The sequence below is a fragment of the Nocardioides sp. QY071 genome (assembly GCF_029961765.1).
Classification (GTDB): domain Bacteria; phylum Actinomycetota; class Actinomycetes; order Propionibacteriales; family Nocardioidaceae; genus Nocardioides.
Genome location: NZ_CP124681.1, coordinates 1,301,228 through 1,318,204 on the forward strand (window position 1 = coordinate 1,301,228; position 16,977 = coordinate 1,318,204).

Annotated in this window: 19 protein-coding genes; 13 read left to right on the forward strand and 6 right to left on the reverse strand. The window is 72.4% G+C overall.

Translation table 11 applies throughout. The features are described 5' to 3' along the window. Positions 1–39: 39 nt before the first annotated feature. The gene (locus QI633_RS06145; protein ID WP_282428428.1) at positions 40–1,281 is read right to left on the reverse strand and encodes a hypothetical protein; all 1,242 of its coding nucleotides are present in this window, start codon (positions 1,279–1,281) and stop codon (positions 40–42) included. 233 nt (positions 1,282–1,514) lie between these two features. Between QI633_RS06145 and QI633_RS06150 the strand changes: the two genes are divergently transcribed. From QI633_RS06150 to QI633_RS06200, 11 genes are all read left to right on the forward strand, one after another. Next, positions 1,515–1,712, forward strand: coding sequence for a hypothetical protein (locus tag QI633_RS06150; protein ID WP_282428429.1), 198 nt, complete (start codon positions 1,515–1,517; stop codon positions 1,710–1,712). Between the two features lie 27 nt (positions 1,713–1,739). Then, complete coding sequence (locus QI633_RS06155) at positions 1,740–2,066, forward strand: cupin domain-containing protein (RefSeq protein ID WP_141799952.1); 327 nt, start codon at positions 1,740–1,742, stop codon at positions 2,064–2,066. A gap of 9 nt (positions 2,067–2,075) precedes the next feature. Further along, a complete protein-coding gene (locus tag QI633_RS06160; RefSeq protein WP_174245235.1) occupies positions 2,076–2,636 on the forward strand; it encodes a nucleotidyltransferase family protein in 561 nt (186 codons plus the stop codon). Between the two features lie 53 nt (positions 2,637–2,689). Further along, the gene (locus QI633_RS06165) at positions 2,690–3,568 is read left to right on the forward strand and encodes a MoxR family ATPase (protein WP_282428430.1); all 879 of its coding nucleotides are present in this window, start codon (positions 2,690–2,692) and stop codon (positions 3,566–3,568) included. Then, entirely contained in the window at positions 3,565–4,686 is a 1,122-nt protein-coding gene (locus QI633_RS06170) for a VWA domain-containing protein (RefSeq protein WP_282428431.1), read from the forward strand. Before QI633_RS06165 ends, QI633_RS06170 begins: the two co-directional genes overlap by 4 nt. Next, positions 4,679–5,797 (forward strand): XdhC/CoxI family protein, encoded by a 1,119-nt coding sequence (locus QI633_RS06175; protein ID WP_282428432.1) that lies wholly within the window; start codon positions 4,679–4,681, stop codon positions 5,795–5,797. The genes QI633_RS06170 and QI633_RS06175 overlap by 8 nt, the downstream gene beginning before the upstream one ends. A 113-nt stretch (positions 5,798–5,910) precedes the next feature. Beyond that, complete coding sequence (locus QI633_RS06180) at positions 5,911–6,384, forward strand: hypothetical protein (protein ID WP_141799948.1); 474 nt, start codon at positions 5,911–5,913, stop codon at positions 6,382–6,384. Positions 6,385–6,444: 60 nt separating this feature from the next. Further along, a complete protein-coding gene (locus tag QI633_RS06185) occupies positions 6,445–7,122 on the forward strand; it encodes an ATP-binding cassette domain-containing protein (protein WP_160158321.1) in 678 nt (225 codons plus the stop codon). Further along, positions 7,119–8,390 (forward strand): hypothetical protein, encoded by a 1,272-nt coding sequence (locus QI633_RS06190; protein WP_141799946.1) that lies wholly within the window; start codon positions 7,119–7,121, stop codon positions 8,388–8,390. The genes QI633_RS06185 and QI633_RS06190 overlap by 4 nt, the downstream gene beginning before the upstream one ends. A 42-nt stretch (positions 8,391–8,432) precedes the next feature. Continuing rightward, complete coding sequence (locus QI633_RS06195; protein ID WP_141799945.1) at positions 8,433–8,912, forward strand: hypothetical protein; 480 nt, start codon at positions 8,433–8,435, stop codon at positions 8,910–8,912. A gap of 32 nt (positions 8,913–8,944) precedes the next feature. Continuing rightward, complete coding sequence (locus QI633_RS06200) at positions 8,945–10,180, forward strand: transcriptional regulator (RefSeq protein ID WP_282428433.1); 1,236 nt, start codon at positions 8,945–8,947, stop codon at positions 10,178–10,180. A gap of 280 nt (positions 10,181–10,460) precedes the next feature. On the opposite strand, the gene QI633_RS06205 is transcribed toward QI633_RS06200, so the two are convergent. Next, positions 10,461–11,627 carry a CoA transferase gene (locus QI633_RS06205; protein ID WP_141799943.1) on the reverse strand — a complete coding sequence of 389 codons (1,167 nt, stop codon included), beginning with the start codon at positions 11,625–11,627 and terminating at the stop codon, positions 10,461–10,463. Between the two features lie 65 nt (positions 11,628–11,692). Next, positions 11,693–12,145, reverse strand: coding sequence for a MaoC family dehydratase (locus QI633_RS06210; RefSeq protein ID WP_141799942.1), 453 nt, complete (start codon positions 12,143–12,145; stop codon positions 11,693–11,695). Between the two features lie 45 nt (positions 12,146–12,190). Between QI633_RS06210 and QI633_RS06215 the strand changes: the two genes are divergently transcribed. Next, on the forward strand, positions 12,191–13,291 hold the full coding sequence (locus QI633_RS06215) for an adenosine deaminase (protein ID WP_141799941.1): 1,101 nt from the start codon (positions 12,191–12,193) through the stop codon (positions 13,289–13,291). Here QI633_RS06215 and QI633_RS06220 read toward each other — a convergent pair. Both QI633_RS06220 and QI633_RS06225 read right to left on the reverse strand, forming a co-directional pair. Next, positions 13,270–13,788, reverse strand: a complete 519-nt coding sequence (locus tag QI633_RS06220; RefSeq protein WP_282428434.1) for a hypothetical protein — start codon at positions 13,786–13,788, stop codon at positions 13,270–13,272. The two genes, QI633_RS06215 and QI633_RS06220, sit on opposite strands and share 22 nt — an antisense overlap. Then, positions 13,772–14,422, reverse strand: coding sequence for an ATP-binding protein (locus QI633_RS06225; protein WP_282428435.1), 651 nt, complete (start codon positions 14,420–14,422; stop codon positions 13,772–13,774). The genes QI633_RS06220 and QI633_RS06225 overlap by 17 nt, the downstream gene beginning before the upstream one ends. A 61-nt stretch (positions 14,423–14,483) precedes the next feature. Here QI633_RS06225 and QI633_RS06230 point away from each other — a divergent pair, with 61 nt between their 5' ends. Continuing rightward, positions 14,484–15,677, forward strand: a complete 1,194-nt coding sequence (locus tag QI633_RS06230; protein WP_282428436.1) for a dipeptidase — start codon at positions 14,484–14,486, stop codon at positions 15,675–15,677. Here the strand turns inward: QI633_RS06230 and QI633_RS06235 are convergent. Then, on the reverse strand, positions 15,631–16,968 hold the full coding sequence (locus QI633_RS06235; protein WP_282428437.1) for an HNH endonuclease signature motif containing protein: 1,338 nt from the start codon (positions 16,966–16,968) through the stop codon (positions 15,631–15,633). The two genes, QI633_RS06230 and QI633_RS06235, sit on opposite strands and share 47 nt — an antisense overlap. Positions 16,969–16,977: the final 9 nt, after the last annotated feature.

Below are 16,977 nucleotides of genomic sequence, written 5' to 3' on the forward strand. Positions count from 1 at the left end.
GAAGGTGGCCGTGGGTCTTGATCCGATGGTGTCTTCGGGTCAGGGGAGCGGCGTTGTGGTCGCCGGTCTGACCGGGGGTCCGCCGCGGGCGGGCGGGACGTAGGGGGTGGGATGGTCCAGGTCGAACCGGCCGCCGACGCCTCCAACGTTGGGGGAGTGGGGGAAGACGTCGCCGCGCATGCGTTGGATGGCGCGTTCCCGTACGACGGTGGGGTGCTCGTAGGCATTCACGCTCGTGACGCCGGCGAGGTCCAGCACAGGCTGCAGGCAGATGTCGTTGCGGCCGAGGAGCTCGGCGAGCTGCTCGAGCAGGAACGGGCCCAGCCCTTCGACCCGGGCGACGCCGGGCAGGACGCCGGCGAGGGCCGCGGCGGAGAGGTGCACGTGGACGACCGCCTTGCGGCGTCGGGCGGGCGGTGTCGGCGGTTGGGGAGACGGTTCCGGTGACGGTTCGGGAGAGGGGGCGTGGAGGCCGTCCAGGAACCGTGCCGCGGCGTGGGGGTCGGCCAGCAAGGCCAACGCGTCGGCCCGCAGCTGAGCCCGGGTGGCGTGCGGGGCGTCCTCGGCTCGGTCCAGGTGTGCCTCGAGCGCATCGGCGAGGTCGTCGATGGCGGCATCCAGCTCGACCGCTGCGCCTGCGGGCAGCTTGGCGGCGAATCGGCGGGTGGCTGCTTCGCCGCCGCCGAGAGGGTCGATGATCTCGCCGGGACGAGGCCTGGAGAGCCAGCACCCGGTCTTCTTGGCGTCCTCGGCGACTCGGGCCTGATGGGCGGCCAGGTCGGCCTCGATCACCTTGGCCTCGGCGATCCGCAGGATCCGGCCCGGGGACTCCTGCACCGCGGCAGCGACCGCGGCATCGACCAGCCGGACAGCACCACGGTCCAGCTCCCGCGCCATCACGGCGATCTTGCGTGCCAGCCAGACCGGCATCCGCAGGTCGAGGACCAGGGCCCACAGCGACGGCAACCGGTGGCGCAGGTCGAGCGCCGCGGCCGCGAGGTTCTGCGTGCCGATCTCCCCGGCGTGGAAGGCGATAGCCAGCTCGGCGATGCTGAGCTCGGCGACCGCGGGGGTGCCGTCGCCGCCGAGCCGGACCAGCCGGTCACCACCCCACGTCACAGGTACGGCGCCCGGCCCGGTCTGCGGGTCGGTGCCGTTGCGGTCGCACCACGCAAGGACCAGCAGGAGCTGGTCGACCTCGGCCTGGCGTCGTTCGCGAACGTTGGCCTCGGCGCGCGCCAACAGCTGTGCCGCCGTCAGCTCGCCGAGGTCCCGGTTCATGCCCACAGCCGATCACGCACCCTCGACACAAAGGACGCGCTCGGATCCTCCTGTGGACTACGGCACCATCTCCTCGCCGGGGAGGCGGGCGGCGAGGCGCTGCCGGATGGTCGCGGCCGCGAGGTTCGCTCGTTCGAGCGCGATGGTGGCACTGGCCGTGGCCGGCGGCGCGTCGTTGACCCGGTCATCGCTGGTCGTTCGACACAGCGGACCGTTCGTCCCATGATGAAGACATGTTCGTGCCGAACCGGATCGGACGCGGCCTCGGGCGGCGACAGAGCCGGGAGAAGCTCGCGACGAGGAAGGTCGCCCGGGAACGGGCGCTGCAAAGGGCTGTCGAGCGCCCTGCTCGGGACCTCCACGACGAGCTGCCGGTTGTGCCGAGTCAGGGCGACCTGATCTGCTTCAACGCGGCGATCCACCCCTGCTGATCGTCAGAGCGCACGAAGGAGCCCGACATGGAGTCCACGAACCTGACCACGCTGACCGACAGCCAGCTCGCGGCCGCGCGTGCGGCGAGCAGCGGCCGCGCGGCCGTCACCGTGTACGGCGGCCGCGAGCACCGCCTGCGCCAGACCCTGATCGCCCTGCGCGCGGGTGAGCGGCTCGGCGAGCACGACGCTCCGGAGGAGGCGACGTTGCAGGTGCTGGAGGGCGAGGTCGCGCTGCACGCGGGCGGGGAGACCTGGCAGGGCGTGGCCGGCGATCACGTCGTCATCCCGCCGCAGCGCCACGACCTGGAGGCGCTCAGCGACGCGGCAGTGCTCCTGACGGTGGCCAACTAGTCTGCGTCCGTGGTCCACGGTCTCCTCCTCGCCGCCGGCGCGGGCCGCCGGATGGGCATGCCCAAGGCGCTGGTGCGCGACGCCGACGGCACTCCCTGGCTGACGCGGTCGGTGCGCGTGCTGCGCGACGGTGGTTGCGCTGAGGTCGTGGTGGTGCTGGGGGCGGGTGCCGATGAGGCCGAGCCGCTGCTCGAGGGGCTTGCCGGTGTCAGCACCATTCGTTCGGAGGACTGGTCCTCCGGCATGGGTGCCTCGCTCGCCACCGGTCTCGCGGTGCTCGCCCCCGGAGTCGCCGAGGCCGCCCTCGTCCACCTCGTCGACCTTCCCGACGTCACGGCGGAGGTCGTCGACCGCGTCCTGACGACGGTCGCCTGCGGCACCGCGGCCCTCGCCCGGGCGTCGTACGACGGCACGCCGGGGCACCCCGTCCTGATCGGACGCGACCACTGGTCCGGCGTGGTCGAGAGCGCGGCGGGCGACCGGGGCGCGCGGGCCTTCCTCGCGGCGCACGACGTCACTCTCGTCGAGTGCGGCGATCTCGCCACGGGGGCCGACGTCGATCGGCGATGAGATCGGCAACAGTTGCCAACCTCCCGCCAACGACCGCCCCCTAGCCTTGAAGCATGGACACCCGCGTCGCCGACCTCGCCCGCCGGCTGGAGGAGACGGGCTACCTGGCCGACGAGGAACTCGCGACCGTCCTCTTCCTGTCGCTGGAGATGTCGCGGCCCCTGCTCCTCGAGGGCGAGCCGGGCACCGGCAAGACGGCGCTGGCCGAGGCGATCGCGGAGAGCCTCGACCGGCCGCTGATCCGGCTGCAGTGCTACGAGGGGATCGACGCGACGCAGGCGCTCTACGACTGGGACTTCCCGCGCCAGATCCTGCACCTGCGGGCCCTCGAGGCGCTGTCGGGAAGCGCCAAGGGTGACGTCGAGGAGGCCGAGATGAGCCTGTACGACGAGCGCTTCCTCCTCGCGCGGCCGGTGCTGGCCGCGCTGCAGCAGAGCCCCGCGGTGCTGCTCATCGACGAGGTGGACCGCGCCGACGACGAGTTCGAGGCGTTCCTGCTGGAGGTCCTCTCGACCTTCCAGGTGACCATCCCCGAGCTCGGCACGGTCCAGGCGGCGACGCCGCCGACGGTCGTGCTCACCTCCAACCGCACCCGCGAGCTGCACGACGCGCTCAAGCGGCGATGCCTCTACCACTGGATCGACCACCCGGGCCTCGAGCGCGAGGTCGCGATCGTCCGCTCCCGGGCGCCCGAGGTCGGCGCGACCCTGGCCCGCCAGGTGGTGGAGGTCGTGCAGCAGCTGCGCGCCGGCACCGACCTGCTCAAGCCGCCGGGGGTCGCCGAGACCCTCGACTGGGCGCGGGCCCTGCAGCACCTCGGCACCACCGACCTCGACGTCGAGACGGCGGCGCGGACCCTCGGTGCGCTGGTGAAGTACCGCGACGACGCCGAGCGGGTGCGCGCCGCGCTCGACCGGATGCTGGCGCGATGACCATCGCGACCCTGACCCACCAGCCCGACGAGATCCTCCTGGGCTTCGCCACCGCGCTCCGGGCGGCCGGCGTACCCGTCACCCAGGACCGCACCCGCGCCTACCTCGACGCGGTCGCCCTCGTCGGCCTCGGCGACCGTACGGCGACCCGCGCGGCCGGGCGCGCGACGCTGTGCGCGACCCCGGAGGACCTCGAGCGCCACGACCGGGTGTTCGACGAGTGGTTCAACCGCGACAACACCACGCCGACGGTCCGGCCGCGGCACGCCCAGCAGCAGCCGTCCGCGGCCCTGCTGCCCGACGAGCAGTCGGCGGCGGGGAGCGGGCCGGACGAGGACGACGACCCGGTCAAGGCGGCCGCCAGCGCGATCGAGGTGCTGCGCCACCGCGACGTCGCGACCATGGACCCGGCCGACCGGGTCCGGCTCGCGAGCATGTTCAGCACGCTGCGGGTCGTGCTGCCCACCCGCCCGACCGCGCGTCGTACGCCGCACCGCCGCGGCGATGTCGACGCCTCCCGCACGCTGCGCGCCAGCCTGCGCCGGATGGGCGAGCCGGCCGAGATCCACCGCCGCCGGCGAGCGACCCGGCCGCGGCGCGTCGTCCTGCTGGTCGACGTGTCCGGCTCGATGAGCGGGTACGCCGACGCGCTGCTCCGCCTGTGCCACCGGGTCGTCACCGCCGGCCCCGGCGTCGAGGTGTTCAGCCTCGGCACCCGGCTGACCCACCTGACCCGCGCGCTGCGGCGCCGCGACCCGGACCGGGCGATCGCGGCGGCGGGCGACGTCGTACCGGACTGGTCGGGCGGCACCCGGCTCGGCGAGACGTTGAAGGCGTTCGTCGACCGCCACGGCCGGCGCGGGATGGCCCGTGGCGCGGTCGTCGTGGTCTTCAGCGACGGCTGGGAGCGCGGCGACACCGCCCTCCTCGCCGAGCAGGTCGACCGGCTGCACCGGCTGGCCCACAAGGTCGTCTGGGTCAACCCCCACCGCGGCAAGGACGGCTATGCCCCGGTGCAGCAGGGGATCGTCGCCGTCCTGCCCCATGTCGACGCGTTCCTCGCCGGCCACTCGCTGGCGACCTTCGCGGACCTGTTGGAGGAGGTACGCCGTGCGTGAGGTACTGCCCCAGCTGCTGGCCTGGTGGGAGGCCGGGGAGACGGTCGGGATGGGCACCGTGGTGGCCACCTTCCGCTCCGCCCCGCGACCGCCGGGCGCCTCGATGCTGGTCGGGCCCGACGCGTCCGCGGTCGGCTCGGTGTCGGGCGGCTGCGTCGAGGGCGCGGTCTACGACCTGGCCCAGGAGGTCGCCACCACCGGCACCCCGACCCTGCAGCGCTACGGCGTCTCCGACGACGACGCCTTCGCCGTCGGCCTGACCTGCGGCGGCATCCTCGACGTCTACGTCGAGAAGGTGAGCCGCGAGACCTTCCCCGAGCTCGCCGACATCGCGGCCGACATCGAGGCCGGCCGCCCGGTCGCGGTGGCCACCGTCGTCGACCACCCCGACCCGGCGTACCTCGGCCGGCGGGTGGTCATCCGTCCCGACGAGCCGGCCACCGGCTCCCTGGGCAGTCCGCGCATCGACGACGCCGTGCGCGACGACGCCCTCGGCCTGCTCGCCGCCGGCCACAACGGCACCCTGTCCTACGGCCCCGACGGCGAGCGGCGCGGCGAGGGGATGAGGGTGTTCGTGTGGGCCTTCGCCCCGGCGCCGCGGATGCTGGTCTTCGGCGCCATCGACTTCGCCGCCGCGGTCGCCCGGGTCGGCGGCTTCCTCGGCTACCACGTGACGGTGTGCGACGCGCGGCCCGTGTTCGCGACGACCAGCCGGTTCCCCGGCGCCGACGAGGTGGTCGTCGAGTGGCCGCACCGCTACCTCGCCGCCGAGCAGGAGGCCGGACGGGTCGATGCCCGCACGGTCATCGCGGTCCTGACGCACGACCCGAAGTTCGACGTACCGCTCCTCGAGGTCGCACTGCGCCTGCCGGAGGTCGGGTACGTCGGTGCGATGGGCTCACGCCGTACCCACGACGACCGGATGGACCGGCTGCGCGAGGCAGGCCTGGGCGACGACGAGCTCGGCCGGCTGCGCAGCCCGATCGGCCTCGACCTCGGCGCCCGCACGCCCGAGGAGACCGCGATCAGCATCGCCGCCGAGATCGTCGCCGGTCGCTGGGGCGGCTCGGGGGAGCCGCTGGGTGTGCTCAGCGGCCGCATCCACGCCTGAGCAGCGCTTCTCCACAGGTCCGCCGGACTTCCTTGACTTCCGCGGGGACGTGGTGTCAGATGTGTCTGCCCATACGAAGATGGGCAGACACAGATGATCTCGGGAGTCCAGTCATGCACATTCATTCCTCGGCACTGACCCGCTGGATCGGCGCTCCGGCGGTGACGGCGGCACTGGTGGTCGTCGGCACGGCAGTGCCGGCGCTCGCGTCCACCTACTACTCGGCGGCCAACCCGCTCCAGGCGATCCAGGACGGGAAGTCGCAGGCCGAGTCGTTCGGCGCCTTCTCGATCAAGAACCTGTCCTACGCCCACAACGGCTACAGCTACCGCGACCCGCGCGCGGGAGGCGACGCGGTCTACGTCGAGACGTTCTACGACTGGTACCAAGGCTCGACGCTCAAGTCGCAGGTCGGGACCGACACCAGCCCGAAATACGCCCAGTCGGCCTGGACCGCCAGTGCCGATCAGCAGGTCCTCTACATCGGGGGCAACGGGGTGCGCATCTCCACGAACGTGTGCGAGGACCACGGCGCACTGGTCAAGGACCCGTGCAGCATCAAGCCGACCAAGTTCTTCAACTACTGAGGCCGGGTCGGGTTGTCGCTCTCGGTGGCCTGCAGTCATCACTACGGCCTGGGAGAGCCCGTGCTCGTCGACGTCGACCTCGTGTCGCGTCCTGGGGTCACCGGGCTGCTCGGCGTCAACGGGGCGGGGAAGACCACCCTTCTTCGCGTGATGGCGGGGAGCCTGCGGCCGAGCTCGGGGGACGCGCTGGTCGACGGGACGTCGCTCTACGGGCGTCGCCGCCGGCAGGCATTGTCCCGCGTCGGCTACATGCCCCAGCACTTCGACGCACCCCCACGCGCGAGCGTCAGCGACGTGCTGCGCTACCTCGGCTGGATGAGAGGGCTCGATGCGCGGCAGGCCCGGACCGCCGCGGCCCGGCTGCTCGAGGTGGTCGGCCTGGCCGACCGGGCCGGCGCGCCGATGGGCTCGTTGTCGGGCGGCATGAAGCGGCGCGTCGGATTCGCGCAGAGCCTGATGGCCGATCCCGACGTGCTGCTGCTCGACGAGCCCACCACGGGCCTCGACCCCGAGCAGCGGGTGGCGATGCGCGAGGTCATCGCAGCGCAGGAGCGCCAGGGAGTGACCGTGGTCAGCAGTCACCTGATCGAGGACATCTCGACCCTCGCCGACCATCTGGTGGTCCTGGAGCAGGGGCAGGTGCTGTTCGACGACAGCATGGCCGCGTTCCGGGCGACGTCCGAGGGCACCGACGAGGAGCGCTTCCTGCGGCTCATCACCACCGGGCGGCGCGGATGAGGCGCGGTTGGCTGTGGTGGTCCCGCCGCGACGGCGTGGTCCTCGCCGGCCTCTGCCTGGCAGCGGGTGTCGGCTTCATGATGCTGTCCGGTGCGCCATGGCTGGGATCGTGGAAGATGGCGCTCGACTGGGCGAGCGGGACCGCCATCCTCATCGGTCCGGTGGCCGCCGGGCTGACCGCGTGGCGCTACTCCCGGGTCGCCGGGCTCGGCCTCGCCGGGCTCGCCGCCCAGACTTCGCGGGGGAGTCGTGGGTGGCTGGAGCCGGCGCTGGCCACCTGGCTGGTCGCCTGCGCGGTGATGCTGGTCATCGCCGTGGCGGCCACGACACTGGCCCTGTTCCACGGGTCGGTGGCTGCTCCATCCCAGGGGGTCATCCTCCTCCTGGGATGGAGCACGCTCGCCGCTCAGGTGCTCGTCGGGGCCTACGTCGGCGCCCGGTTCCCCGGCCCGTGGGCGCCACCGGTGTCGGCCGTGCTGGTGTTCTGTCTCAGCACCTTCTCCTCCAGCGCGTTGATCCCCGAGACGTTCCGCACCGGCGGGATCACGGGGCCGATGATCGGGGAGCTCTACGTGGTGCCAGTGGTCCTCGCGCAGGCGGCGATCGGCCTCGGGCTGGCCATGCTCCTGCTCCTCGGCGTCCGGTCCAGGGCGGCGCCGGTCGGGAGCCGTGTGCTCGCGGTGCTGGTCGTGCTGGCCGTCGGGGTGGGCGCGTGGTGCTGGATCGGCGGTACGGCGGACGCGAGCCGGCTGCGCGCCGTACCGGTGCCGTTGGTCTGCGACGACGACGGCGTGCCCGAGGTGTGCGTGGCGCGGGAGACGAGCCGCCCGCTGCACGCCGTGGCCGATGCCCTGCGCGCGGCGGCGGAGCCGTTGCGGGCGGCCGGGGTCACGCTGCCGGCGCGCTGGGAGCCGGAGGTCGGTCCTCGGCCCCACCCCGCTCACACCGGTGTCCTCACCTTCGTCGACGTGGGCGAGACGAGTGCCGGTGCGAACCGTCAGGCCGTCTTGTTCTCCTTGGCGTCGCCGGCGCCCTGCGCGTCCTTCCGCAGCAACCATGCCGACCAGACGGCGCTCCAGGCGCAGTCGGTCCTGATCCGGTGGCTCGACCTCGCGACCCGGCCGAGCCGCTCCGACGGAGGCACGCTCGACACCTGGTTGCTCACCGACGAGGCCACGACCTGGGCCGCCCAGACCTATCCCGCCCTGGCGTCGTGCACCCTGGCGGACATCGTCCTCCCCGCCGCCGCTCCCCAGTGGGGGGAGTGAGCGATCGCCGTCTTCCTGCGCGCCAACGGCTTCCACGTCACGATGCCGCTCGCACTGGTGCTCGGGTTCTGCCTCAACCTCGTGCCGACCGTCCGGGTGTCCTTCCCGGCCCTGCCCAGCGCGGTCCTCGTGGGCCTGCTGGTCCCCGGCACGGTCACCCTGCTCCTCGGCTGGACCCTGGTCGACCGGTGGCCGACGACCGAGCTAGCGCTCTCCCGTCAGGGGCCCGGGATCGTCGCGGTGCGGGTGGGGGCGACGATCGTGGCGTGCCTGGTCGCCGCCGCGGTCGCCAGCCTGGCCGAGGACCACCACGCGGTCGCCGGCACCTGCTGGCTGCTGACACTCGCCCTGGGCGTCGAGCTGGTGCTTCCCGGCTACTGGTGGACCGCGGTGCTCGTCGGTCAGGGCGCGCTGCTCCACGCCGACTACCACCACGTCGTCTGGGCCGGTGTTCTCACCTCGACGTTCCCGGCAGGCATCGCCCTCGTCGTGGCGGCGGGTGCCGCGGTGGCGAGGGGGTGATCGCGGTCACAGCCACGGAGTAGGGTTCGATCATGGACGAGCTCGACCAGCGTCGGCGGCGCGCGCTCGCCGCCTGGACCACGTGGGTCGAGGAGGGCGGCGCCCTGAACCAGGTGCGTCCCGAGATCCTCGACAGCTGGACCCGCTCGGGAGCCTCGGTCGCGCGCGACGTGATCCAGGCGCCGCTCGCCGACGAGTCGGAGACCCGCTCGTTCTGGCAGGGATCGCCGCTGCAGATCGCCGTCGAGCGGGTCGAGGACGAGCTGCGTCGCACCGCCGAGGACGGCGACCTCGTGCTCGCGGTCACCGACCCCGACACCCGGGTGCTCTGGACGTACGGCGGCCGCGTGATGCGGCGCAAGGCCGAGACCGTGAACTTCGTGCCGGGCGGGCGCTGGGACGACCGCTCGGTGGGCACCAACGCGCTCGACCTCGCCAACCGGCTGGACCGCCCCTCGATGGTGTTCAGCGCCGAGCACTACGCCCCGATCGTGCACAACTGGGTGTGCTGGGCCGCGCCGCTGCACGACCCGGTCAGCGGCGCCAAGCTCGGCGTCCTCGACATCTCGACCACCTGGGAGCGCACCCACCCGATCGGCCTGGCCACCGCGCGCGTGCTCGCGCGACTGGTCGAGCAGGCGCTGCCACGCACCCACCTCTACGAGGAGGCCGCACCGGCCGAGGAGACCAACGAGCCGGGCCTGGTGCTCAGCCTGCTCGGCACCGCCGAGGCGCGGGTCGACGGGCAGCGGCTGCTGCTCAACCGGCGCCAGACCGAGATCCTCTCGCTGCTCGCGCTGCACCCCGACGGGCTCTCGCTCGACCAGCTCCACGCGATGCTGTACGGCGACCACGCGGTCACCTTCTCCACGCTCAAGGCCGAGGTCTCCCACCTGCGTGCCGCGCTGGCCGGCCAGCTCGCCTCCCGGCCCTACCGGCTGCTGATGCCGATCGCCACCGATGTCGACCACGTGCTCGCGCTGCTGCGGCGCGGCGACGTCGCCGCCGCGGTCGAGGCCTACGGCGGCGACCTGCTGCCCGGCACCGAGAGCCCGGCGCTGGTCGAGATGGGGGAGTACGTCGCCGTCGCGGTCCGCGAGGCCCTGCTTGCCGACCCGCAGCCCGACGCGGTGCTGCACTACAGCGAGCTGGCGCCCTACGACACCGCTGTGCTGGAGGCCTGTCTCGCCGAGCTCGGCCGCGAGGGCCGGCTGCGGCACCCCGCGATCCCGCTGCTCAAGGCGCGGCTGGCGGTCGCCGACGCCTGAGCGGCCCGGAGGTCGAGGAGGTCGCGCAGCGACCGTCACGAGACCCCCGGCCCGCTCTCGCAACTGTCGAGGCACGGTCCCGGCAGACCTCACGGGGTCTCGTGACGGCCGCGGGCGGCCTCCTCGACCTCCGGGGCCACGGCCTTGCTTCGCCAACTGCCTGCGGCCAGTCCCGGCAGCACCTCACCTGGTCTCGTGACGCGCCACGACCTCGCTTGCTTCGCGGCGCGAGCTCGCCGGCGCTCCTCGACCTTCGGCCGCTGACGACGGCTTCGCAAGCTCAGCCGTCGGCGGCCTCCAGCCACTCCCGGATCTCGTCGTTGTGCTGCCCGAGCGTGGGCGGCGCGACGTGCTGCTCGCGACCGCCGGCGTACGCGTTGTCGTCGAAGCGCAGCGCCGGGCCCGGCAGCTGGATGTCGCCGAGGGTGGAGTGCTCGACATCGATGAGCAGGCCCTGGGAACGGGTCTGCTCCCACGCGTAGACGTCGTCGAGGGAGCGCACCTTGCCGGCGGGCACGCCGGCCCTGTCGAGCCGCTCGAGGACCTCGTCGGCAGACACGTCGGCGAGCAGGGCCTCGATCAGGGCGATCACCGCGTCGCGGTTCTCGACCCGCTCGGGGTTGGTCGCCATGCTCTCGCGCTCGGGGTCGATGCCGAGCTCGGCGCACAGCGCCTGCCACAGCTTCTCCGAGCCGCACGCGATCTGCACGGGGGCGGTGGCGGTCGCGAACATGCCGTACGGCGCGATCGAAGGGTGGTGGCCGCCGGCAAGGCCGGGGACCTCCTTGGCGACGGTCCACTTCGTGCCCTGGAAGGCGTGCACCCCGACCATGCCCGCGAGCAGCGAGGTGCGCACGACCCGGCCGCGGCCGGTGCGCTCGCGCTCGTAGAGGGCCGAGACCACGCCGTACGCACCGTTCATGCCGGCCAGCAGGTCGGCGATCGGTACGCCCACCTTGGTCGGCTCGGTGAGGCCGGTCAGCGACATCAGGCCGCCCTCGCCCTGGGCGATCTGGTCGAAGCCGGAGCGCTTCGCCTCCGGCCCGTCGTGGCCGAAGCCGGTGATCTGCAGGACGACCAGGCGCGGGTTGAGCTCGTGGAGGCGGGAGACCGGGAAGCCGAGGCGGTCCAGGACGCCGACCCGGAAGTTCTCCATCAGCACGTCGGCGCGCTCGACCAGCCGGGCCAGGACCTCCTGGTCGGCCGGGTCCTTGAGGTCGAGGGTGATCGACTCCTTGTTGCGGTTCGCCGAGAGGAAGTACGTCGACTCGCGCTCCCCCTCCGCGGGGTCCACGAACGGCGGACCCCATGTGCGGGTGTCGTCACCCGCGGGGCTCTCGACCTTGATCACGCGGGCCCCCAGGTCTCCCAGCATCATCGCCGCATGGGGCCCGGCGAGGGCGCGAGTGAGGTCGAGGACCAGAACGTCGTCGAGAGGCGCGGACATGGCTCGACCCTAGTGACGACGGCAACCGCTGAGCATGGCAGGTGTTGCCAACAGATCCGCGCCGATCAGGGCAGGAGCAGCACCACGGTCTCGGCGACCGCGGCCGGCTTGTCCTCGCCCTCGATGTCGATGACGTGCTTGAGGGTGATCTGGTAGCCGCTGGCGAGCTCGGTGACGTCGGCCAGGGTGATCGTCGACCGGATCCGCTTGCCGACCAGCACCGGGTTCGGGAAACGCACCTTGTTGATCCCGTAGTTGAGCTTCGCCCCGGGCGTGTCCAGCTCGAAGATGCCGTGACCCAGCCACGGGATCAGCGAGAGGGTGAGGTAGCCGTGGGCGATGGTGCCGCCGAACGGTCCCTGCTTGGCCCGCTCCACGTCGACGTGGATCCACTGGTGGTCACCGGTCGCCTCGGCGAACTGGTTCACCCGCTCCTGGGTGATCTCGACCCAGTCACTGGTGCCGAGGACCTCGCCGTTGGCGGCGACCAGCTCGTCGAAGGTGGTGAAGACCCGCATGCTTCTTGCTCCTGGCTCTTGGTGTCTCGTCACTAGGATTCGGTCATGGAACCTACACGCGGCCTTCCCGAGGACCTGCTGCGGGCGGCACCCAAGGTGCTGCTCCACGACCACCTCGACGGGGGACTGCGACCGGCGACGATCATCGAGCTCGCCGCGGGCGTGGGCCACGCCCTCCCGGAGACCGACACCGACGCGCTGGCGCGGTGGTTCGCGGAGGCCGCCGACTCCGGCTCGCTCGAGCGCTACCTCGAGACCTTCGCCCACACCGTCGGGGTGATGCAGACCGCCGACGCGCTGACCCGGGTCGCGCGGGAGTGCGTCGAGGACCTGGCCGCCGACGGTGTCGTGTACGCCGAGATCCGCTACGCCCCCGAGCTCCACGTCGAGTCCGGGCTCGACCTCGAGGAGGTCGTCGCCGCCGTCCAGCAGGGCTTCGAGGAGGGCATGGCCGCGGTGGCCGCCGACGGTGGCCGGATCATCGTGCGGCACCTGCTCACCGCGATGCGCCAGGCCGCCCGCGCCATGGAGATCGCCGAGCTCGCCATCGCCTGGCGCGACCGCGGCGTCGTCGGGTTCGACATCGCCGGCCCCGAGGCGGGCTACCCGCCCACCCGGTTCATCGACGCGTTCGAGTACCTCCAGCGCGAGAACTCCCACTTCACCATCCACGCCGGCGAGGGCTTCGGCCTGCCGTCGATCTGGGAGGCCGTCCAGTGGTGTGGGGCCGACCGGCTCGGCCACGGCGTGCGGATCGTCGACGACATCAGGGTCGACGACGCCGGCGTCGCCCAGCTGGGCCGGCTGGCGTCCTACATCAGGGACAAGCGGATCCCGCTCGAGATGTGTCCGTCCTCGAATGTCCAGACAGGAGCCGCGCCCTCACTCGAGGAGCACCCGCTCCGGCTGCTCGCGTCGCTGCGGTTCCGGGTCACCGTCAACACCGACAACCGGCTGATGAGCCGCACCACGCTGAGCCGGGAGTTCGGGCTGCTCTCCGAGACCTTCGGCTACGGCTGGGCCGAGATGGAGTGGCTGACGGTCAACGCGATGAAGTCCGCGTTCGTCCCGTACGACGAGCGGTACCGCCTGATCACCGAGACCATCAAGCCCTGGTACGCGGCTCAGACGACGAACCAGAAGTAGTCCCAGCCGGCCACGTCGACCCGGTGGGTGGACCAGCGCTCGGCGGGGACCTCGACCAGGCGCCCGCTGGCCGGGTCGAACACCTCGACCCCGCTCCCGGTCGCCCGGACGGCGAGCACGACGTGGCGGGGCAGGCAGCGGCTGCCGAGGTAGACACCGACCGGGCGGCTGTGCACCTGCTCGCGCAGGACGTCGTACCCGATCACGGGGCGGGGGCGCACGAACACCGTCGCGACGTGCTCGCCGGTGAGCGCCCGGAGTGCGCCCGCGACCGCCCAGGGCGGGGTGCCGAGCGCGCGTGGCCACGGCACCTGGAACCGGTCGCGCGGACTGCGCGAGGAGGTCAGCAGCCGGTGCTCCTCGGTGATGTCGCTCGCCGGGTCCTCCGGGCGCCACGAGGTCAGCAGGGCGCGGGCGCCCAGGACACTGGCCGCGCCGCAGGTGCGGGAGTCCGGCTGGCGCAGCGCGCTGGGCGCGAGGTCAGCCGGCCACCGCATGGTCGCCCTCCTGGTCGTGGCGCTCGTGGCTCTGGCGCAGCTCCGCGAAGGCCCGGTCGCCGGTGGCGACCCGACAGCCGACCCCAGTCGCCCGGCGCACGATCTGCCGCTGTGCCCGGGCCAGGGCGAGGCCGCGGCGTACCAGTACCGGCGGGGGCTTGCGGTGCTCGCGCAGGTCGCGGGTGAGCCGGCGCCAGAAGGTCACGACCGGGTGCTGGGTGATGCAGTACGCCGCCGCCAGGATCCCGGCGCGACGGCACTCCTCGACGATCTCGGTCGCGAAGATCCCCTCGGCGCAGAACCGCTGCGCGCCGGCCAGGTCGAGACGCTGGGAGCCGGTGCGGCGGCTCTGCGAGATCGAGTACGTCGGCACCTCGGTCGCGCCCGTCGTGCACAGCTCCTCCAGGGCAGCGAAGGCGTCCTCGTGGCTCCAGGTGCCCGGGTGGTCCCAGTCGACGAGGCCGGCGTTGGCGCCCTCGGTGATCAGGGGGAGGCCCGGCTCGTCGCCGTCGCGGTAGAAGTCGTCGAGGCGCAGGGTCGGCCACCCGTAGGCCTTCGCGAGCCGCCCGGCCAGCCGGGACTTCCCGGACCCCGAGGGGCCGGCGAGCACGATCACGCGGGCAGGGGCGGTCATGGGGGTCGAGTCTGCCGTACTGCCGGTGGGGGAGCGAGCCGGCACAGTAGGTTTTCGCCCCATGGGAGAGGGAGTTCGGCGCAAGCGCCGATGGATCAAGAGGACGCTGCTGGGGTTGCTGGCGCTGGTGGTGCTGGCCGCGATCGGGTTCTTCACGTTCGCGCCCGGCATCGTCGAGAACGGGATGAACAAGGTCGATCCCGCCGACCTGCCGGAGGTCAGCCCGCAGACGCAGAAGCTGCACGACTCGCTGCAGGTCGTCGACATGCACTCCGACACGTTGATGTGGGACCGCGACATCCTGGACCGGTCGGACCGTGGGCACCTGGACCTGCCGCGGCTCGAGGACGGCAATGTCGCGCTGCAGGTGTTCTCGTCGGTGTCGAAGTCCCCGAAGGGCCAGAACTACGACAGCAACTCGGCCGACAGCGACAACATCACGCTGCTCACCTTCGCCCAGCTGCAGCCGCCGCGGACCTGGACCTCGCTGCTGCAGCGCTCGCTCTACCACGCCGAGAAGCTGGAGGAGGCGGCCCGGAAGTCGAACGGGGCGCTGCGCCTGATCCGCTCGCGCCGCGACCTCGACCGGCTGATCGCCGACCGCGAGGACGGCAAGCAGGTCACCGGGGCACTGTTCTCGGTGGAGGGCCTGCAGAACCTCGAGGGCGACTTCGACAACCTCGACAAGCTCTACGACGCCGGCATGCGGATGGCCGGCTTCACTCACTTCTTCGACAACGAGGTCGCGGGCTCGATGCACGGTGAGGAGAAGGGCGGGCTGACCGACCTGGGGCGTCGCGTGTTCGCGGAGATGGAGCGCCGCGGCATCATCGTCGACATCGCCCACGCCAGCCACGACGCCGTCGCCGAGATGTTGGCCCTGGCCACCAAGCCGGTCGTCCTGAGCCACGGTGGCGTCCAGGCCACCTGCGACGTGAACCGCAACCTCACCGACGCCGAGATCCGCGGCGTCGCGGCCACGGGTGGCGTCGTCGGCGTCGGCTACTGGAACGCGGCCGTGTGTGCCCGCACCACCAAGGCCGTCGTCGACGCCATCGACCACGTCGTCCAGGTCGCCGGCGTCGAGACCGCCGCCCTCGGCAGCGACTACGACGGCGCCACCACCGTCGGCTGGGACACCACCCACCTGGCCGCGATCACCCAGGAGCTGGTGAACCGTGGCTACGACCGGACCCAGATCGCCGCAATCATGGGCGGGAACACGCTGCGGGTGATGCGGGCGACGCTGCCGTAGTGCGCCCCGAGCGGTCCGGTGCAGGGAGGGGGTGGGTGCCGCGGTGGTCGACGCGGAACCGGAACCCGTTGGGGCTGGTCCACACATAGGTCGCCGGCATCGGGGTCTCGTAACGCCACCGTGAGTGGGTCTTCGCACGGTGGTGGCGCCGACACAGTGGCACTTCGTTGCACGGACAGGTCGGACCACCCTGGCCGTGGGGCTTGGTGTGGTCGATGTCGCACCTGGTCGCAGGGCGGGTGCAGTGGGGGAAGCGGCAGGTGTGGTCGCGCAGTGCGACCTGGGTCTTGTGGCGGTCCGGGGTCTCGTACGCCGTGACCGGGACGTGGTCGGCGAGGTCGATCACCGGCCGCACGATCACGGTGGTGTGCCGAGCGCGGAGCCATTCCTGGATCTGGGCGGTGGTGATCGGGCAACGTCCCTCGTCCCAGCGGCCGACCGGGTTCTGCCCGGTCAGGGTGGTGTTGGTGACGTGCACGTTGAGCACGACCTTGCGGCCCGGGACGGTCGCGACGACCTCGCCGGTGTCCGGGTCGGGAATGAGCAGGTCGAGGGCCAGGTCCTGGCGGGCGAGCTCGGCAGCCGCCTTGGAACGCCGCACGTCGAGGCACGAGTCGTCACCGAGCCGTCCGAGGACCTCGGCTCGTCGGGCGACCGCTTGGTCGAGGTCGCGCCCGTCGGCGGCGTCCAGCAGTCCGTCGAGGTGGACCAGGCCGTGGTCATCGACCTCGCTGATGTCGAAATGCCGGTGATCGCTCGCCTTCTGACGCTCGGCCTCGGCGCGTTCGGGGTCGAGCCGAAGGACCGCTTCGGTGACGAGGCGTTCGAGCTGGGCCCAGCCGACCCCGGAGGCGTTGAACAGCTGCCGGTCCACGAACCCAGCCGCATCGGCCGAGAGGCCGTGGGTGAGGTCGGCGATCCGTTCGGCCCGCCACGGCGCGAGCTTCCCGGCAACGACAGCGGCGTAGACGTTCGGCAGCCGCCACGCGCACTCGACCACGCGCCCGACATACGCCCTGCCCCCGTCCGGCGTGCGGCCGAGGACCGCTACGAGCTCCATCAACGCGAACTCAGAGACCAACGGGGCACCGGGCCCGGCGATCGGGACACCGGTGTCGAGGTACCCCTCGGTAATCCTCGCCGCACCCTCAGGTGAGGTGACGATGTGGTCGCCGGCCCAGGCGGTGATGTCCTCCCACTCCTCGATGATGAGGGCGTTGCGGGACCGGATCCGGTCGCCGACCCGTGACAGCAGGGCTGCTGTCGTGCGGGGCCGGGTTCCGAGATCCATGACTGGATT